A 17317-nucleotide genomic window follows, 5' to 3' on the forward strand; every position below is an offset into this window, starting at 1 on the left:
ATAAGCCGGGTTCTGTCGTGGACAGTCATTCATCTAGGCCAGCAATCGCTCACTGGCTCAAGCAGCCTACCCGGGTTCAGTACGGGCCGTACCTTATGAACCCCTATTTGGCCTTGCTCCGGGTGGAGTTTACCGTGCCACGGACTGTTACCAGCCGCGCGGTGCGCTCTTACCGCACCCTTTCACCCTTACCTGATCCCACGTGCGTGGGCCATCGGCGGTTTGCTCTCTGTTGCACTGGTCGTGGGTTTCCCCCCCAGGCGTTACCTGGCACCCTGCCCTATGGAGCCCGGACTTTCCTCCCCTCCGCCTGTCTCCCCCGAAAGGGACGACGACGAAGCGGCGACTGTCTGGTCAGCTTCGGCGCGAAGTATAGAGGGTTTACGCGCCCTTGTCACCCCGCGCTGCGCATTCCCATCGCCAGCGTGGCCGCAATATTTCGCGAAGCGCGGTAAATATTGTCAAATGCGCCCCGGAAGGCTTCTTCCAGCGTGCCGATGCTGCTTAATACGCTAAACACAGCATCAATACCGTGCTGGTGCACAACCGCGACGTCACGCGTCAGGCTGCCGGCAATACCTATCACCGGCTTGTGGTATTTCTTCGCCACGCTCGCCACGCCGACCGGTACTTTTCCGTGAATGCTCTGACTGTCAATTCGTCCTTCGCCAGTCACCACCAGCGTACAGTCGTGGATATGCTCTTCCAGATTCAGCGCCTGGGTCACAATCTCGATACCGCTTTTCAGCTCCGCGCCGAGAAAGGCCATCAGCGCCGCGCCCATACCGCCCGCCGCGCCTGCGCCAGGAACCTCTCTGACATCCACCCGTAGCGATTTTTTGATGATATCGGCGTAATGGGCAAGATTAGCGTCCAGTTCGACAATTAACGCCTCGGTCGCGCCTTTCTGCGGTCCAAAAATCCGCGATGCGCCCTTCTCCCCCACCAGCGGATTGGTGACGTCGCAGGCAACGCGAATCGTGCAGGCGCGTAATCGCGGATCAAGACCCGAAATATCAATTGCGTTGAGGCTGTTCAGGCTGCCTCCGCCATAACCGATCTCGGTGCCATTGGCGTCGCACAGTTTCGCGCCCAGCGCCTGTATCATACCCGCGCCGCCGTCATTGGTGGCGCTGCCGCCAATACCGATGATGATGTTTCGCGCCCCGCTTTCCAGCGCCTGCAAAATCAGCTCGCCCGTGCCGCGAGAGGTGGTGATCAGCGGATTGCGTTTTTCCGGGGGAACCAACGCCAGTCCGCTGGCTGCCGCCATTTCGATAAACGCGGTTTTTCCGTCTCCTGACATGCCCCAGTTGGCATTGACCTTTTCCCCCAACGGGCCGGTAACCCAAGCGGAATGTTCAGTTCCCTGCGTGGCGGCAATCATGGCTTCAACTGTTCCTTCACCACCGTCGGCGACGGGAACAGAAACATATTGCGCATCCGGAAAAATTTCCCGGAATCCTTTTTCTATTGCCTGAGCTACCTCACTGGCAGAAAGGCTTTCTTTATAAGAGTCTGGGGCAATGACGATTTTCATAGGGGTAGCCTGTTACTGCATAACGCCAATTAGCGTTTCACTGTTCCGGCCTGCGCCAGGCAGGCCAGATTGCTGCGTGCCACGAGGCACGACGTGATTAGCGAGTGACTTCCACTTTCGCCAGTTTTTCGTAATAGCATGCCAGCGCGCTGTGATCGGCCGTCCCCAGCCCGTCCGCGCGCAGCGCCTGCATCATCTCCATCACCGCAGCGGTCAGCGGCAGCTGCGCGCCGACACCGTGCGACGTATCCAGCGCGTTCGCCAGATCTTTAATATGCAGATCGATACGGAAGCCCGGTTTGAAGTTGCGATCCATAACCATCGGCGCTTTCGCATCCAGCACGGTACTGCCCGCCAGACCGCCGCGAATCGCCTGATAAACCAGGTCCGGGTTTACCCCCGCTTTGGTCGCCAGCGTCAGCGCTTCTGACATCGCGGCAATATTCAGCGCCACAATCACCTGGTTAGCCAGCTTGGTGACGTTACCCGCGCCGATTTCACCGGTATGCACCACGGATCCCGCCATCGCCTTCAGCAGATCGTAATATTTGTCGAAGATCGCTTTGTCGCCGCCCACCATGACGGACAACGTGCCGTCGATGGCTTTCGGTTCGCCGCCGCTGACCGGCGCGTCGAGCATATCAATCCCTTTGGCCTTCAGCGCGTCGCTGATTTCACGGCTTGCCAGCGGCGCGATCGAACTCATGTCGATCAAAACGGTGCCCGGCTTCGCGCCTTCAATAATGCCGCCTTCACCCAGCGCAACGTCTTTCACGTGCGGGGAGTTCGGCAGCATGGTGATGATCACATCACACTGCTCAGCGATCGCTTTTGCGGTAGAGGCGGTTTCTGCCCCGGCAGCAATAACTTCAGCAATCGCTTCAGGGTTACGGTCAGAAACCACCAGCGAGTAACCTGCTTTCAGGAGGTTTTTACTCATTGGTTTACCCATGATACCCAGGCCAATAAAACCAACTTTCATCGTCATATCACTATTCTCTCTTGTTGCGGTGGTGGTTATTTCTTAAAGGAATCTGCCAGCTTCTGCGTGGCGGAACGGAATACGCCCAGATCGCTGCCCACGGCCACAAACGTCGCTCCCCACTCCAGATAACGGCGCGCATCGGCTTCAACCGGCGCCAGAATGCCGCAGGGTTTACCGTTCGCTTTCGCACGGGCAAAAATGTGCTGAATGGCTTTCTGAACGTCAGGATGCGACGCGTTGCCAAGGTGGCCTAACGCGGCAGCCAGATCGCTTGGCCCGACAAAAATACCGTCAACGCCTGCGGTTGCCGCAATCGCGTCCACGTTATCGACGCCCTGCTGGCTTTCGATCTGCACAATGATGGTGATGTTCTTATTCGACTGCGCAAAGTAATCCGCTACGGTGCCAAACATATTGGCGCGGTGTGATACGGATACGCCGCGAATCCCCTCTGGCGGATAGCGGGTCGCCGCCACGGCGTTTACGGCTTCTTGTTCTGTTTCCACAAACGGGATGAGGAAATTGTAAAAGCCGATATCCAGCAGACGCTTGATAATCACCGGCTCGTTGGTCGGCACGCGCACAACCGGCGCGCTGGCGCTACCTTTTAATGCCATCAGTTGCGGGATAAAGGTTGAGACATCGTTCGGCGCATGTTCGCCGTCCAGCACCAGCCAGTCAAAGCCCGCCAGACCGAGCACTTCGGTGCTGATGGGGCTTGCCAGCGCCGACCAGCAGCCGATCTGCACCTGATGCGCAGCCAGCGCTGCCTTGAATTTGTTGGGGAAGATGTCGTTATTCATCACGTTTACCTTGTCACTTAACCGTTATATAGAGAGTTTTATAAACCGACGGACGGGTCACTATTTATTTACCCAGACATTTAAGCCGGTATTTTATTATTGTTTGACATTTACCGATGCTAATTAAAATAACCGACGGGTGTAATAAGTTCGTGGTTCAGTATAATCAGCCGCGGTGTATTAGGCATTGTGCAAACGCTCATTAAAGAAACGAGCATTAAATATTATTTTGAGCATATGCACATAAGCCTGGGCGCTGATGCACAGATTTACGCTTTGCTCACCCTGCGGGCGTGGCGTTCGCCACAACGGGTGATCGCGATCACATTCTTATTCCAGCGCGCCTGACATGCTTATTTTATCAAAATGACATTCTCTTTTTTCAGGTTCACTGAACGAATTATTTTTAGCTGGAGAATACTGAGCAATGGCTAACATCGACATCCGACAGGAATCGCCGACGGCGTTTTATATTAAAGTTCACGACATCGATAATGTGGCAATCATCGTTAACGACAATGGTTTAAAAGCCGGAACGCGTTTCCCGGACGGGCTTGAACTGATCGAACATATTCCGCAGGGGCACAAAGTGGCGCTGGTGGATATTCCCGCGCATGGTGAAATCGTTCGCTATGGCGAGGTGATTGGTTATGCCGTTCGCAATATCGCGCGCGGAAGCTGGATCGATGAGTCCATGGTGGAACTGCCGAAGGCGCCGCCACTGCACACGTTGCCGCTGGCGACCAAAGTGCCGGAGCCGCTGCCGCCGCTGGAAGGTTATACCTTTGAGGGCTATCGCAATGCCGATGGCAGCGTGGGCACCAAAAATCTGCTCGGCATTACCACCAGCGTCCACTGCGTGGCGGGTGTGGTCGATTATGTGGTGAAGATCATTGAGCGCGATCTGCTGCCTGACTACCCGAACGTCGACGGCGTCGTCGGCCTGAACCATCTGTACGGCTGCGGTGTGGCGATCAACGCCCCGGCAGCGGTAGTGCCGATTCGCACAATTCACAACATTTCGCTGAACCCGAACTTTGGCGGCGAAGTGATGGTCATCGGCCTCGGCTGTGAAAAACTGCAACCTGAGCGCCTGCTGGAAGGTACCGACGATGTGCAGAGTATCCCGGTGGACAGCGCCAGCATCGTGAGCTTGCAGGATGAAAAACACGTCGGTTTCCGCTCGATGGTGGATGACATTTTGCAGGTGGCTGAGCGCCATCTCGCGAAACTCAATCAGCGCCAGCGCGAAACCTGCCCGGCCTCTGAACTGGTCGTCGGGATGCAGTGCGGCGGCAGCGATGCGTTTTCCGGCGTCACGGCGAACCCGGCGGTAGGGTATGCCTCGGACCTGCTGGTTCGCTGCGGCGCCACGGTGATGTTCTCCGAAGTGACCGAAGTGCGTGACGCCATCCATCTGCTGACCCCGCGCACGGTCAACGAAGAGGTGGGCAAGCGCCTGCTCGAAGAGATGGCCTGGTACGATAACTACCTCGACATGGGGAAAACCGACCGCAGCGCCAACCCGTCACCGGGGAACAAAAAAGGCGGGCTGGCGAACGTGGTCGAAAAAGCGCTCGGCTCCATTGCCAAGTCAGGTAAGAGCGCGATTGTTGAAGTGCTGTCGCCGGGCCAGCGGCCAACGAAGCGCGGCCTGATATACGCGGCAACCCCCGCCAGCGACTTTGTCTGCGGCACCCAGCAGGTGGCGTCGGGGATCACTGTCCAGGTCTTTACTACCGGACGCGGTACCCCGTATGGGCTGATGGCGGTACCGGTGATCAAAATGGCTACCCGCACCGAGCTGGCAAACCGCTGGTATGACTTAATGGATATTAACGCCGGGACCATCGCCACCGGGGAAGAGACCATTGAAGAGGTCGGTCAGAAGCTGTTTGCGTTTATCCTGGAGGTAGCCAGCGGACGGAAGAAAACCTTCTCGGATCAATGGGGCCTTCATAACCAACTGGCAGTGTTTAACCCGGCGCCGGTGACGTGACGCCTCCCTTCTCTTCTCATAAAGCATGCCCGGCGGGCGTGCTTTTTTTTCGCCCGTAATCTTTCGCAAACCTTCTTTTGCTTTCGTAACTTTCATTTATCCGATCGAAATCACATAAAAACATTACGAAAGCCTATAAATTCTTTCGAAGAAGACAAACGAAAGATTTCGGAGGAAGGATGTTTATTATTTCCAGCAAGACCATGCTCAGGAAGGCCCAGCGCGAGGGTTACGCCGTACCGGCTTTCAACATCCACAATCTTGAAACCCTGCAGGTGGTCGTGGAAACCGCAGCAGAATTACGTTCACCGTTGATCGTTGCGGGGACGCCAGGCACGTTTTGCTATGCAGGCGTGAGCAATATCGTCGCCATCGCCGGGGAACTGGCGAAGTCATGGAACCATCCTCTCGCGATCCATCTTGATCATCATGAAAAACGTGAAGATATAGAACAGAAAGTCGCTGCTGGCGTGCGTTCCGTCATGATCGACGGCTCGCACCTTCCGTTTGCCGACAATATTGCCCTGGTGAAAAATGTTGTCGATTACTGCCATCGTTACGACGTTAGCGTCGAAGCCGAGCTGGGCCGTTTGGGTGGACAGGAAGACGATTTGAGCGTTGACGAAAAAGACGCGCTTTACACCCATCCGCAGCAGGCCCGGGAGTTTGTCGCCGGAACCGGCATTGATTCTCTGGCCATAGCAATTGGAACGGCTCACGGCCTCTACACCGCCGAACCGCGACTGGATTTTCAGCGCCTGGCGGAGATTCGGCAACACGTGGATATTCCACTGGTACTGCACGGCGCCTCGGGCCTGCCCACCGGGGATATCCAACGCGCAATCTCACTCGGCATCTGCAAGGTTAACGTTGCCACCGAACTTAAAATTGCCTTTTCCGATGCCCTGAAAACCTATCTTAGTGAGCATCCCAAGGCCAATGATCCCCGACATTACATGGTGCCAGCCAAAGCCGCCATGAAAGCCGTCGTGCGCAAAGTCATCGCCGACTGCGGCTGCGAAGGCAAGCTTTGACAGATAGCGCATTCGCATTCAATACAAACGAAAGATATCGGAGTCAGAAGTGAAAGAAATTATCTCGCGTCATAAAGCCGGTGAACATGTCGGGATCTGTTCTGTCTGTTCAGCCCATCCGCTGGTCATTGAAGCGGCCCTGCGCTTTGATCTGCACAGCGACAACAAAGTGCTGATTGAAGCGACCTCTAACCAGGTTAATCAGTTCGGCGGGTATACCGGCATGAAACCCGCTGATTTCCGCGATTTTGTCTATGGCATTGCCCAGGAGGTTGGCTTCCCGCGTGAGCGTTTAATCCTTGGCGGGGATCATTTGGGCCCGAACTGTTGGCAGGATGAACCCGCAGCGGATGCGATGGAAAAATCGGTGGTGTTGATTCAGGCCTACGTCGCCGCAGGATTCAGTAAAATCCACTTGGACGCCTCTATGTCCTGCGCCGATGACCCCACGCCGCTCGACCCGATGGTGGTCGCCGAACGCGCAGCGGTACTTTGCCAGGCGGCTGAAGCGACGGCAACGGAAGAACAAAAACGCCGACTGACCTATGTAATCGGCACTGAAGTTCCGGTACCGGGCGGGGAAGCCAGCAGCATTGGGACGGTTCACGTCACCCGCGCCGACGATGCCGCCCGCACGCTGGAAACGCATCAGGTTGCCTTTCGCGCTCGGGGGCTTGATGAGGCCTTAACCCGCGTTATCGCCATCGTCGTGCAGCCCGGCGTGGAATTCGATCACACCCAAATTATCCACTACCAGCCTCAGGCTGCCGAAGCGCTCACTACCTGGATCAAGGCCACGCCAATGGTTTACGAAGCGCACTCCACAGACTACCAGACCCGACAAGCCTACCGCGCGCTGGTTCGTGATCACTACGCCATTCTCAAGGTCGGCCCGGCCCTGACTTTCGCTCTGCGTGAAGCCGTTTTTGCGCTGGCGCAGATGGAAGACGCCCTGATTTCGCCGGAACAACGCAGCCGGGTGCTGGAGGTGATCGATGAAGTGATGCTTAACGAGCCTGGATACTGGAAGAAGTATTACCGGCCGACCTGGAGCCAGGCGATGGTCGATATCCATTTCAGCCTGTCAGACCGTATCCGTTACTACTGGCCGCACCCGCGTATTCGGCAAAGTGTGGAAAAACTGATCGCCAATCTGAGTGGCGTCTCATTACCGCTGGGATTAATCAGCCAGTTTATGCCTGTACAGTTTGAACGGCTGTCGGAAGGCGCGCTAACCGCCACGCCGCGCAGCCTGATTATTGACAAAATTCAGGATGTTTTACGTGCATACCGGTTCGGTTGCGCGTCAGAAACAGCCTGAAAACCGGAGACGCTATGAGCCAACTTTTTGTCCGTACTGGAATTCATTTTACCTCGCGCCAGCAGGCGCTCGCGCACATTGCCGAGGAGATGCTGGCCAAAGGCGTGGTGCATGACACGTATCCGCAGGCGCTTCTCGAACGTGAAGCAAACTTTCCAACCGGCATCGCGCTGGAACGCCATGCCGTTGCGATTCCACACTGCGAAGCGGTTCACGCCAAATCGCCGGCGATCTACCTCATCCGTCCCGATACTCCGGTGGCGTTTCAGCAGGCCGATGACGACGGCGAAATTGCCGTTTCGCTGATCATCGCGCTGATCGTTGAAAACCCGACGGCGCAGCTGAAACTCCTGCGTCGTCTGTTTAGCGAACTGCAAAACCCGGACACCCTTGAAGCGTTACTGAGTGCCCCTGAAACAGCGCTGGCAGCCCGTTTTCAGGAAACTATCCTGATGCCTGAGCCTTGCGAACAGGCCTGATAATATACTGATAATAAAAGGAATACCCTATGAAACGTAAAGTGATTGTGGCCTGTGGCGGTGCTGTCGCGACCTCTACGCTGGCCGCGGAAGAAATTAAAGAGCTATGTGAAGCCAACGATATCACACTCGACCTGGTGCAATGTCGGGTCACGGAAATCGAAACCTATATGGACGGCGCCGATCTCATTTGCACCACCGCCCGCGTCGACCGCACCTTTGGCGATATTCCTGTCGTTCACGGTATGCCTTTTGTTTCCGGGGTGGGTATCGAAGCGTTGCAGCAAAAAATACTGACGATCCTCGTGGGGTGACGCCATGTTTAGCGAAATTATGCGTTATATCCTCGACTTAGGCCCAACGGTAATGCTGCCGCTGGTGATCATCATCTTCTCAAAACTGCTGGGGATGAAGCTCGGGGACTGTTTTAAATCGGGTCTGCATATTGGCATTGGCTTTGTCGGAATCGGTCTGGTGATCGGTCTGATGCTTGACTCTATTGGCCCTGCGGCGAAAGCGATGGCCGAGCAATTTCAAATCAATCTTCACGTCATTGATGTTGGTTGGCCCGGATCGTCACCCATGACCTGGGCCTCGCAAATTGCGCTGATCGCCATCCCGGTCGCGATTGGCGTCAATATTCTGATGCTGGTGACGCGTATGACCCGCGTTGTGAACGTCGACATCTGGAATATCTGGCACATGACCTTTACCGGTGCGATGCTGCATCTGGCGACCGGATCGTACTGGCTGGGGATCCTCGGCGTGATTGTCCATGCTGCCTTTGTTTACAAACTTGGCGACTGGTTCGCAAAAGATACCCGCAACTTCTTCGGTCTGGAAGGAATAGCTATCCCGCATGGCACCTCAGCCTACCTCGGTCCTGTCGCGGTACTGGTCGATACGGTTATCGACAAAATACCGGGCCTTAACCGCATTCATTTCAGCGCGGACGATGTGCAAAAACGCTTCGGTCCGTTTGGCGAGCCGGTGACCGTCGGTTTTGTGATGGGGCTGGTGATTGGCATGTTGGCAGGCTACGACGTGAAAGCCGTCCTGCAACTGGCAGTCAAAACAGCGGCAGTGATGCTACTGATGCCGCGCGTGATCAAGCCGATCATGGATGGCTTAACGCCGATAGCCAAACAGGCGCGTAAACGTCTGCAGGCCCGATTTGGCGGCCAGTCATTTCTGATTGGACTGGATCCGGCGCTGCTCCTCGGCCATACCTCTGTGGTTTCCGCCAGCCTGATTTTTATCCCGCTGACGATCCTGATTGCGGTGCTGGTCCCGGGTAACCAGGTGCTGCCGTTCGGCGACCTTGCGACTATCGGTTTCTTTGTCGCGATGGCGGTGGCGGTACATCAGGGCAACCTGTTCCGCACGCTGATATCCGGCGTCATCATTATGGGCATCACGCTGTGGATCGCCACGCAAACCATCGGTCTGCATACCCAGCTTGCCGCCAATGCCGGGGCGCTGAAAGCCGGTGGCATGGTGGCCTCCATGGACCAGGGGGGATCGCCGGTAACCTGGCTTCTGATCCAACTCTTTACCTGGCAGAACGTTGTAGGGTTCGTGGTAATTGCCGCCCTCTATTTCACCGGCGTACTGCTGACCTGGCGTCGGGCGCGTCATTTTGCAGCCGCGGAGCAAAACGCAACGCTGACGGAAAGTCAGCCCACCGTGTAATTTCAGGGGAGCGTTCGCTCCCCGTTATCTTTCTGGAGAATGTTATGAAATCAGTGGTGATTCACGCTGAGGGAGACGTGCGCGTTGAAGAACGCCCCATGCCCCAGTTGCAAAACGACGACGACGTGCTGGTGAAAGTCATCAGTTCTGGTCTGTGTGGTTCTGATATTCCGCGAATTTTTGCTAAAGGCGCGCATTATTACCCTATCACCCTCGGCCATGAATTTAGCGGCTACGTTGAATCGTATGGCAAGGGCGTGAAGGACATGCAGCCGGGCGACGCGGTTGCCTGCGTGCCGCTTCTGCCCTGCTTTCACTGTCCCCAGTGCGAGCGTGGTTTTTACTCGTTGTGTAAACAGTACCAGTTTGTCGGTTCGCGCAGTGAAGGCGGCAATGCGGAGTTCGTTGTCGTAAAGCGCGCCAATCTGTTCCGCTTACCTTCCGATATGCCTGTCGAAGACGGCGCGTTCATTGAGCCGCTCACCGTTGGTCTGCATGCGTTTCATCTGGCGCGGGGATGTGAAGGGAAAAACGTTATCATCGTTGGCGCGGGCACCATCGGCCTGCTCGCGCTTCAGTGCGCAAAAGAGCTCGGTGCGAAAAGCGTCGCCGCCATCGACATTAATCCACAGAAACTGGCGCTGGCAACAGCGCTGGGAGCCACGCGGGTGTATAACAGCCGGGAGATGAGCGCAGCAGAGATTCAGGCAGCGCAGAACGACGCGCAGTTCGACCAGTTGGTGCTGGAAACGGCAGGCACGCCGCAGACCGTCTCACTCTCAATTGAAATTGCCGGACCGCGTGCGCAGGTAGCGCTGGTCGGCACGCTGCACCATGATCTGACGCTCACCAGTCACGTTTTTGGGCTGATCCTGCGCAAAGAGCTCACGGTGCTGGGCAGTTGGATGAACTACTCCAGCCCGTGGCCAGGAGAAGAGTGGGAAACGGCCGCACGCTTGTTGACCGAGAAACGCCTGCAGCTCACCCCGCTGGTTGCCCATCGGGGTAACCCAGAGCGTTTCGCAGAAGCCGTGAAAGCGCTAAACGGCGCACCTATGCAGGGAAAAATTCTCCTGGACTTCTCCTGATCGTACGAGCCAGCAACCTGCGCTGGCTCACATTTACTTTCGAAATTTAGCGTTCACCTTTCGCAATCCTTCGATTAAACTAGTCACAGTTAATTATCAGGCAAATCAATATGAACTCATTTGAGCGAAGGAACAAAATTGTCGACCTGATTAATTCGCAGGGCAGCGTGTTGGTTCTTGATCTTTCGAATACCTTTGGTATTTCTGAAGTCACTATCCGTGCCGATCTGCGTTTGCTGGAGGAAAAGGGTCTGGTTACGCGGTTTCACGGCGGCGCGGCTAAACCCGGAAGTCATCTGGCGGAAGGCGATAATCAGGAAGTTATACTCGAGGACCGTTACCAGCTTGCCAGCGATCCGAAAAAGCGCATTGCTCAGTCAGCGGCGGCGATGGTGGAAGAAGGGATGACCGTGATTCTGGATAGCGGCAGCACCACGTTATTGATCGCCGAAGCGTTGAACCGTAAGAGCAACATTACCGTGATTACCAACAGCTTACCGGCGGCATTTACCCTGTCCGACAACAAAGACCTGACGCTGGTGGTTTGCGGCGGCACGGTAAGGCATAAAACACATTCCATGCATGGCACTATCGCCGAACGTTCGTTACAGGGCATCAGCGCAGACTTGATGTTTGTCGGTGCGGACGGTATCGACGCCACCAACGGGATCACCACCTTTAATGAAGGGTATTCGATAAGCGGAGTGATGGCCGCTGCGGCACACAAAGTTGTCGCCGTTCTGGACGCCACCAAGTTCAACCGCCGCGGATTCAACCAGGTTCTCCCCATGGAGAAGATCAACTGCGTGATCACTGACGATGGCATCAGTAAGCAGGATAAAGCGGCGGTACTCAAAACCGGCGTTGAGCTTATTATTGTTTAGAGCTTCACTTAATAAAGGCAGGCCTGCGCCTGCCTGCAGCGAGTCTACTTTTTATCCGGTTATACAGATTAAAAATACTGTTTAGTTTAAGATTATATCTTTAGCTTGATGGTATCTTATCCCGAAAGAAATTTATATAAAGATATTGCACAAAAATAATATTAAAAAGTCTTTTTTGAGATGAATCGCCCCCTCATATCAATAATATGAATATTTTTATTTGACTTATCTTAAATAGACTGCTCACTTTTATTTAACCTTACACTTTCATTATGACTTAAAATCAACCAGTTATGAGCAACAGCATTAAGTATGAATTTTTAAAACCCCCTGTTGACAGATCAATTAACCACCAGCCAAATAGACTTTATTAATATAAATATATTCCGAAAACATAACATTACGCCATTCTAAGCCGTCAGGAACTGTATAATCCTTAAAGCATGCAGATATATTGCCTAATGAAATATTTCATTGTATTTTAAGCAAGGATAAGGAATTAGTAATGAAACGCTATACGAAATCCGTTATTGCGGGTTTACTCACGCTTTCCGCAAGCCACGCGTGGGCGACAGATGGAACGATTGAATTTACCGGGCAAATATTAACCAGCACCTGTGAATTTGCTAATGGCGACACGGTTGATGTTGAACTTGGTCATTAAGCCGCTTCTCAGTTCAAAACCGTTGGCGATAAAACGCCAAGTATTCCAGTCACTATCCCATTAAAAAATTGTCCAACTGACCCGTGGGAGCATGTTGATGGTGTTGAAGATGCGTCTTTCCAGCTATGGTTAGAAACACGAAATGGCGGAACGACCGGAACAAATGACGAACTGGTTGCGGTGACGGGTATGGACGAACCTGCGACGGGTGTCGGTATTCGTATCGATAACGACCAGGGGACACAAATGGCCATTAACAAACTCAACGATCCTAAAGTGTCTTTCCCTATTACCGGGGCGACGATGGATATCAATTTACTGGCTTATTACGTTTCAACCGTAGAGTCTAAAGACATTACGCCAGGTGAAGCAAACGCTTCGGTTGATGTCACTCTTGATTACCGTTAATCCCTTCATCATATCTCTTTATCCCTTTTTACAGGGATAAAGAGATATTAACATTTCAGGGAGTAAATAATGAAGAGACTGGCGACACTGGCATTTTTTATCTTGCTTACCACTCTGGCAAGCACGGCTTTCGCAGGGGGTATCGTACTGGAAAGGACGCGCGTTATTTATGACGCCAGTAAAAAAGAGGCCGCTCTGCCGCTCGCTAACCACAGCGAAAAAATGCCTTATCTGCTGCAATCATGGGTAGAAAACAGCAACAACAGCTCGCGCGGCCCGTTTATTGTCACGCCCCCACTGTTTCGACTTGATGCCGGAGAAGACTCTACGCTACGTATTATTAAGGCTGATGGACAGGTGCCTAATGACAGAGAGTCGATGTATTTTATCAATGTGCGAGCCATTCCTGCACAGAACAAAGCCGATCTCGCCAATACCAATACATTAACGTTAGTGTTTAAAACCCGAATCAAACTTTTTTACCGACCAAAAGGACTCAACGGTAAAGCCAGAGATGCTTTCAAAGCGCTCGAGTTTGGCATCTCAGCGAACCAACTGACTATTTATAACCCATCGGCATATCATGTCGTTTTTGCGGGATTAAGTTTAGACAATGTCAACCTCACAGACAAAATTGAATACATCGCGCCGCAGGAAAGAAAAATAATTGCCATCAATGCTACGACTGGAAGAACGGTGAAATGGGCGGCAATAAATGATTTTGGTGGCAGTACAGCGCCAGAAACACGCCTGATTCCATAAAACAGGCTACGCTTCAGTGATAAGGGAAATATGAGCTATAAGCGGAAAAAGGATTTAACGGAGAAAATCGATGTACTGTACGCAAAGAAATATTTGCGCCACTGCATCAGGTACCTTTTGCCGTTTACCATCACCAGCGGTTACCTGGTTTCAGGTACTGCTTTTGCCGATGACTATTTTTTCGACCCCGCTCTACTGGAAACCGCCAAAAGTGGTCAACGCCCCGTCGATCTGTCACTTTTTTCTCATAAGAATGCACAGCAACCCGGTGAATATTCTGTCGAGATTTACATCAATAATAAAAAGTTGATGCAACGAACGCTGCCTTTTGTCATCGCAAATAATCACCAGCTTCAACCACAATTTACAGTAGGGCAACTACGCGAATTAGGCTTTAAAGTCGATGAGAATCCGGCATTTGCCAATGCTGATGACGGTACGCGCATTCCCGATCTCGCTAAAGCCGTTCCCGGTAGCGTTGCGATATTTGATTTTAACCACAGCAAACTCAAGTTAAGCGTTCCGCAAATTGCCCTTTATCGCGATGCCAGAGGCTATGTTGATCCTTCGCGCTGGGATAACGGTGTTCCGGTCGTTTTCACCAACTACAGTTTCACCGGTTCCAGAAGCCGCTACGACAATAACGAACAAAGTGAACGCCAGTACATGAACCTGCAAAGTGGCGCGAACTTCGGCGAGTGGCGATTACGTAACTACTCCACCTGGACGCACAATGAGGATGACGCTCGTTGGGACAGCATCAACAGCTGGTTGCAACGGGACATAAAGTCCCTCAGGTCACAGTTGGTGATTGGCGAAAGCTCAACAGACGGCGCCATTTTTCCGGGCTACCAGTTTACCGGCGCTCGCCTTTACTCCGACGACAACATGCTGCCAAACAGTCAAAAAGGCTTTGCGCCAACCATTCGTGGCATCGCCAATTCCAGCGCTATCGTCACGGTTCGCCAGAACGGTTATACCATTTACCAAAGCAACGTCCCTGCAGGCGCATTTGAGATTAACGATCTCTATCCCTCCTCCTTCGGGGGCGATTTGGACGTCAGTATCGAAGAAGCCGACGGGACAGTTCGCCATTTCGTTCAACCTTTCTCGTCGCTTCCCGTTATGCAAAGGCTGGGGCATCTGAAATACAGCCTTACTGCGGGTCGCTTTCGCGCCGCCCAATCAGCAGAGAGTAAAGAACCCCAATTTATTGAAAGTACCGGCATCTATGGTCTGAGCAACGCCCTGACGGTGTATGGCGGAATGCTAACCGCTGAAAATTATCGGTCGCAAACCGTCGGCGTTGGCGGCACTCTGGGAGAATTCGGCGCCGTTTCAGTGGATATTGGCAGGGCAGAGACGCAATTTGATGATGGCAATACCTTTGAAGGCTATACCTGCCGTACCCAATATATTAAAGATTTGCCAGAAACTGGCACGAATTTATCGCTGGGATATTATCGCTATACCAGCAATGGCTATTTTACGTTTTCTGATGCCAATGCAAAGAATATAAATAATAGTTACCGTCAAAAAAGTGAAGCACAATTCAGCATCAGCCAGACGCTACTCAACAGCATCAATTTTTATGTTTCCGGTTCTCAACGTACCTACTGGAACGACAGCCAAAAAGATAACAACTTCTCCGCAGGACTGAATGGCAGCCTCTACGGCGTCAGCTATAACCTTAACGGACAATTCACCGATTCAACGGACCGCGAGAGCGAGCGCTCCGTTTCACTCAGTATTAGCGTACCGCTGGATCGATGGCTTCCCCATGCGCAGGCGACATGGCGTGTTACGGAAGATAAAAATAAAGCGACGCAGCATGAGGTAGGAATTAATGGTTCGCTGTTGGATGACTATCGTCTGAGCTATAGCCTTAAGCAACGGCAAAGCGAAGATAATGAAAACACCAGTAGCAGTTTTTCCGCAAATTACCGCTCCGCATACGGTACCGTCAGCAGTAGCTACGACTACAGTCCAGATAATCGCCAGCTCAGCTATGGCCTTTCTGGCGGCGTCGTTGCGCATTCTCATGGCGTAACGCTGTCCCAGCCGCTTGGTAATGCCTTTGCGCTTATTGACGCCAATGGCGCCGCCAATATACGGATTAAGAACTACCCGGGAATCGCAACCGACTATTTTGGCAATGCCGTTATCCCTTTTCTCACGCCGTATCAGGAAAACCGAATTACGCTGGACACGACCACCATGCCGGATGACGTTGACGTAACGGAAACAGCAAAAATCGTCGTGCCAGGTCAGGGCGCTGCCGTGAGTGCCTATTTTAGTGCGCAGACGGGGCGCAGAGTTTTACTCACCGTGACCGATGCGCAGAACACCCCTTTACCTTTCGGTGCTATGGCGAATAACCAGAGTGCGGGAACGCAAAGCATCGTGGACGAGGGCGGCGTGCTTTATCTCACTGGGGTTAACGAGTTGCCGCAAACCTGGACGATTCGCTGGGGTAAAGAAGCCAGCCAGCAATGTCAGTTTACTTATAGCCTGTCAGATAACCGGCAGAGCGCATCATCTGTTCTAAAAGACACAACGGTATGTCGTTAAGGGTGTATTCGATGAGAATTTATATTTTATCTGTGATTACCGCGCTTATCGCCCTGGCTTCTGCCTCACCGGCTCAGTCAGCGACAGGTATCTGCGAAGCGAATGGAAATTTTATGACAGATATCGCAACCGACTGGACAAAAGAACAGAATGTGACAGCTTCAGTCTGGCAGATCCCTTCGGCAGCCAGGGGCAGCGCCTATCAATTAGGATGCGACTGCAGTGCTAACACCAAGGTCAACCTTTATTATTCAACCGTCAGCGCAATAACCACCACCGGACATTTAAGTGGTTTTTATCGTTTAAACGACAGCCTGGACATTAAAACCGAGATCAACGATATCCCCAACGCAGGTACCGTACTTGTTCCCACGAAAATTGGTTCGCCCATCAAGGATACCAGCGGTTCTTACAGTACAAAAACCAGTAACAGCGTCTGTAATGACGATCCTGCCGAGCAAAGATCGTCAGCGATTTCATTTGGTATGGATACCACATTTACGCTGTATGTCCGCAAACCGTTTTTAGGCGAAATGATTATTCCTGACACCCTTGTCGCCTACATCCAGGCGGCATGGAGCAGCTCGTCGTCCTATCCAAAAACCTTCAATAATATTGCTGAACTGCATATCCAGGGGCGAATTACGGTTCCACAACACTGTAAGATTAATCAAGGAGACGTCATCCAGGTGAATCTTGGAACAATCAGTGCTGCGCATTTTACAATTAAGGACCAAATGCCTGAGCATTACACACCCATTAACTTCGACATTACCTATGACTGCGGGGATATGTCTGAAATAAAGAACAGCCTGTATATGTATATCGAGGGCAGCGATTTGGCCAGCCAATATGTGCTCGTCGCAAGACGCAGAGAGTCTGACAACGAGCCGGATGTGGGAATCCGCCTGGTGGATATCACCACCACAAACATAGATATTCCTTTTAACCCCGGCGCACTTCTGATGGACAGTTCCGGCAGCGGGACCGCGCATTTACAGGCTTACCCGGTCAATCTCACCGGGGGCACGCTTGCCGGAGGGCGTTTTAAGGGGACCGCCACCATTACCGTGGTGGTGAAGTAGCA

At 52.9% G+C, this 17317-nt stretch carries 14 protein-coding genes, 1 other RNA gene and 1 pseudogene; 12 read left to right on the forward strand and 4 right to left on the reverse strand.

Annotated elements, in window-relative coordinates; all coding sequences use genetic code 11:
• The 4 genes from rnpB to garL all read right to left on the reverse strand — a co-directional run.
• Positions 1-362, reverse strand: an RNA gene (gene rnpB / locus CSE01S_RS21970) — RNase P RNA component class A; the annotation flags it as partial.
• 32 nt (positions 363-394) lie between these two features.
• Positions 395-1540: a glycerate 2-kinase gene (garK, locus tag CSE01S_RS18785; protein WP_042291772.1), complete on the reverse strand. Its 1146-nt coding sequence runs from the start codon at positions 1538-1540 to the stop codon at positions 395-397.
• 97 nt (positions 1541-1637) lie between these two features.
• Positions 1638-2528 (reverse strand): 2-hydroxy-3-oxopropionate reductase, encoded by an 891-nt coding sequence (garR, locus tag CSE01S_RS18790; RefSeq protein WP_042291774.1) that lies wholly within the window; start codon positions 2526-2528, stop codon positions 1638-1640.
• 29 nt (positions 2529-2557) lie between these two features.
• Complete coding sequence (gene garL / locus CSE01S_RS18795) at positions 2558-3328, reverse strand: 2-dehydro-3-deoxyglucarate aldolase (protein ID WP_042291775.1); 771 nt, start codon at positions 3326-3328, stop codon at positions 2558-2560.
• Positions 3329-3755: 427 nt separating this feature from the next.
• Between garL and garD the strand changes: the two genes are divergently transcribed.
• The 12 genes and pseudogenes from garD to CSE01S_RS18855 all read left to right on the forward strand — a co-directional run bounded on the left by garD (position 3756) and on the right by CSE01S_RS18855 (position 17315).
• Positions 3756-5327 (forward strand): galactarate dehydratase, encoded by a 1572-nt coding sequence (garD, locus tag CSE01S_RS18800; protein ID WP_042291778.1) that lies wholly within the window; start codon positions 3756-3758, stop codon positions 5325-5327.
• Between the two features lie 179 nt (positions 5328-5506).
• Complete coding sequence (locus tag CSE01S_RS18805) at positions 5507-6361, forward strand: tagatose bisphosphate family class II aldolase (protein WP_042291780.1); 855 nt, start codon at positions 5507-5509, stop codon at positions 6359-6361.
• Positions 6362-6410: 49 nt separating this feature from the next.
• The gene (gene gatZ / locus CSE01S_RS18810; RefSeq protein ID WP_042291781.1) at positions 6411-7682 is read left to right on the forward strand and encodes a tagatose-bisphosphate aldolase subunit GatZ; all 1272 of its coding nucleotides are present in this window, start codon (positions 6411-6413) and stop codon (positions 7680-7682) included.
• A 14-nt stretch (positions 7683-7696) separates the two neighbouring features.
• The gene (gene gatA / locus CSE01S_RS18815) at positions 7697-8161 is read left to right on the forward strand and encodes a PTS galactitol transporter subunit IIA (protein ID WP_042291783.1); all 465 of its coding nucleotides are present in this window, start codon (positions 7697-7699) and stop codon (positions 8159-8161) included.
• Positions 8162-8190: 29 nt separating this feature from the next.
• Positions 8191-8475 carry a PTS galactitol transporter subunit IIB gene (gatB, locus tag CSE01S_RS18820; protein WP_042291785.1) on the forward strand — a complete coding sequence of 95 codons (285 nt, stop codon included), beginning with the start codon at positions 8191-8193 and terminating at the stop codon, positions 8473-8475.
• Positions 8476-8479: 4 nt separating this feature from the next.
• Positions 8480-9853 carry a galactitol-specific PTS transporter subunit IIC gene (locus tag CSE01S_RS18825; protein WP_042291786.1) on the forward strand — a complete coding sequence of 458 codons (1374 nt, stop codon included), beginning with the start codon at positions 8480-8482 and terminating at the stop codon, positions 9851-9853.
• 44 nt (positions 9854-9897) lie between these two features.
• A complete protein-coding gene (gene gatD, locus CSE01S_RS18830) occupies positions 9898-10941 on the forward strand; it encodes a galactitol-1-phosphate 5-dehydrogenase (protein ID WP_042291787.1) in 1044 nt (347 codons plus the stop codon).
• 110 nt (positions 10942-11051) lie between these two features.
• Positions 11052-11825 (forward strand): DeoR/GlpR family DNA-binding transcription regulator, encoded by a 774-nt coding sequence (locus CSE01S_RS18835; RefSeq protein ID WP_042291789.1) that lies wholly within the window; start codon positions 11052-11054, stop codon positions 11823-11825.
• Between the two features lie 505 nt (positions 11826-12330).
• Positions 12331-12897, forward strand: a pseudogene (locus CSE01S_RS23430) (fimbrial protein).
• A gap of 78 nt (positions 12898-12975) precedes the next feature.
• Positions 12976-13659 (forward strand): fimbrial biogenesis chaperone, encoded by a 684-nt coding sequence (locus CSE01S_RS18845; protein WP_392397389.1) that lies wholly within the window; start codon positions 12976-12978, stop codon positions 13657-13659.
• Between the two features lie 30 nt (positions 13660-13689).
• Complete coding sequence (locus tag CSE01S_RS18850) at positions 13690-16230, forward strand: fimbria/pilus outer membrane usher protein (protein WP_084589042.1); 2541 nt, start codon at positions 13690-13692, stop codon at positions 16228-16230.
• An 11-nt stretch (positions 16231-16241) separates the two neighbouring features.
• Positions 16242-17315 (forward strand): fimbrial protein, encoded by a 1074-nt coding sequence (locus CSE01S_RS18855; protein ID WP_229264085.1) that lies wholly within the window; start codon positions 16242-16244, stop codon positions 17313-17315.
• Positions 17316-17317: the final 2 nt, after the last annotated feature.

Origin of the sequence: Citrobacter sedlakii NBRC 105722, from assembly GCF_000759835.1 — a bacterium.
GTDB classification, from domain to species: domain Bacteria; phylum Pseudomonadota; class Gammaproteobacteria; order Enterobacterales; family Enterobacteriaceae; genus Citrobacter_A; species Citrobacter_A sedlakii.

What these genes read in the sequence shown, in the direction of transcription:
- garD (WP_042291778.1), top strand. Translation starts at nt 3,756, where the DNA reads ATGGCTAACATCGACATCCGACAGGAATCGCCGACGGCGTTTTATATT.
- CSE01S_RS18855 (WP_229264085.1), top strand. Translation starts at nt 16,242, where the DNA reads ATGAGAATTTATATTTTATCTGTGATTACCGCGCTTATCGCCCTGGCT.
- CSE01S_RS18835 (WP_042291789.1), top strand. Translation starts at nt 11,052, where the DNA reads ATGAACTCATTTGAGCGAAGGAACAAAATTGTCGACCTGATTAATTCG.
- garL (WP_042291775.1), bottom strand. Translation starts at nt 3,328, where the DNA reads ATGAATAACGACATCTTCCCCAACAAATTCAAGGCAGCGCTGGCTGCG.
- CSE01S_RS18805 (WP_042291780.1), top strand. Translation starts at nt 5,507, where the DNA reads ATGTTTATTATTTCCAGCAAGACCATGCTCAGGAAGGCCCAGCGCGAG.
- CSE01S_RS18825 (WP_042291786.1), top strand. Translation starts at nt 8,480, where the DNA reads ATGTTTAGCGAAATTATGCGTTATATCCTCGACTTAGGCCCAACGGTA.
- gatA (WP_042291783.1), top strand. Translation starts at nt 7,697, where the DNA reads ATGAGCCAACTTTTTGTCCGTACTGGAATTCATTTTACCTCGCGCCAG.
- garR (WP_042291774.1), bottom strand. Translation starts at nt 2,528, where the DNA reads ATGACGATGAAAGTTGGTTTTATTGGCCTGGGTATCATGGGTAAACCA.
- gatB (WP_042291785.1), top strand. Translation starts at nt 8,191, where the DNA reads ATGAAACGTAAAGTGATTGTGGCCTGTGGCGGTGCTGTCGCGACCTCT.
- garK (WP_042291772.1), bottom strand. Translation starts at nt 1,540, where the DNA reads ATGAAAATCGTCATTGCCCCAGACTCTTATAAAGAAAGCCTTTCTGCC.
- CSE01S_RS18850 (WP_084589042.1), top strand. Translation starts at nt 13,690, where the DNA reads ATGAGCTATAAGCGGAAAAAGGATTTAACGGAGAAAATCGATGTACTG.
- gatD (WP_042291787.1), top strand. Translation starts at nt 9,898, where the DNA reads ATGAAATCAGTGGTGATTCACGCTGAGGGAGACGTGCGCGTTGAAGAA.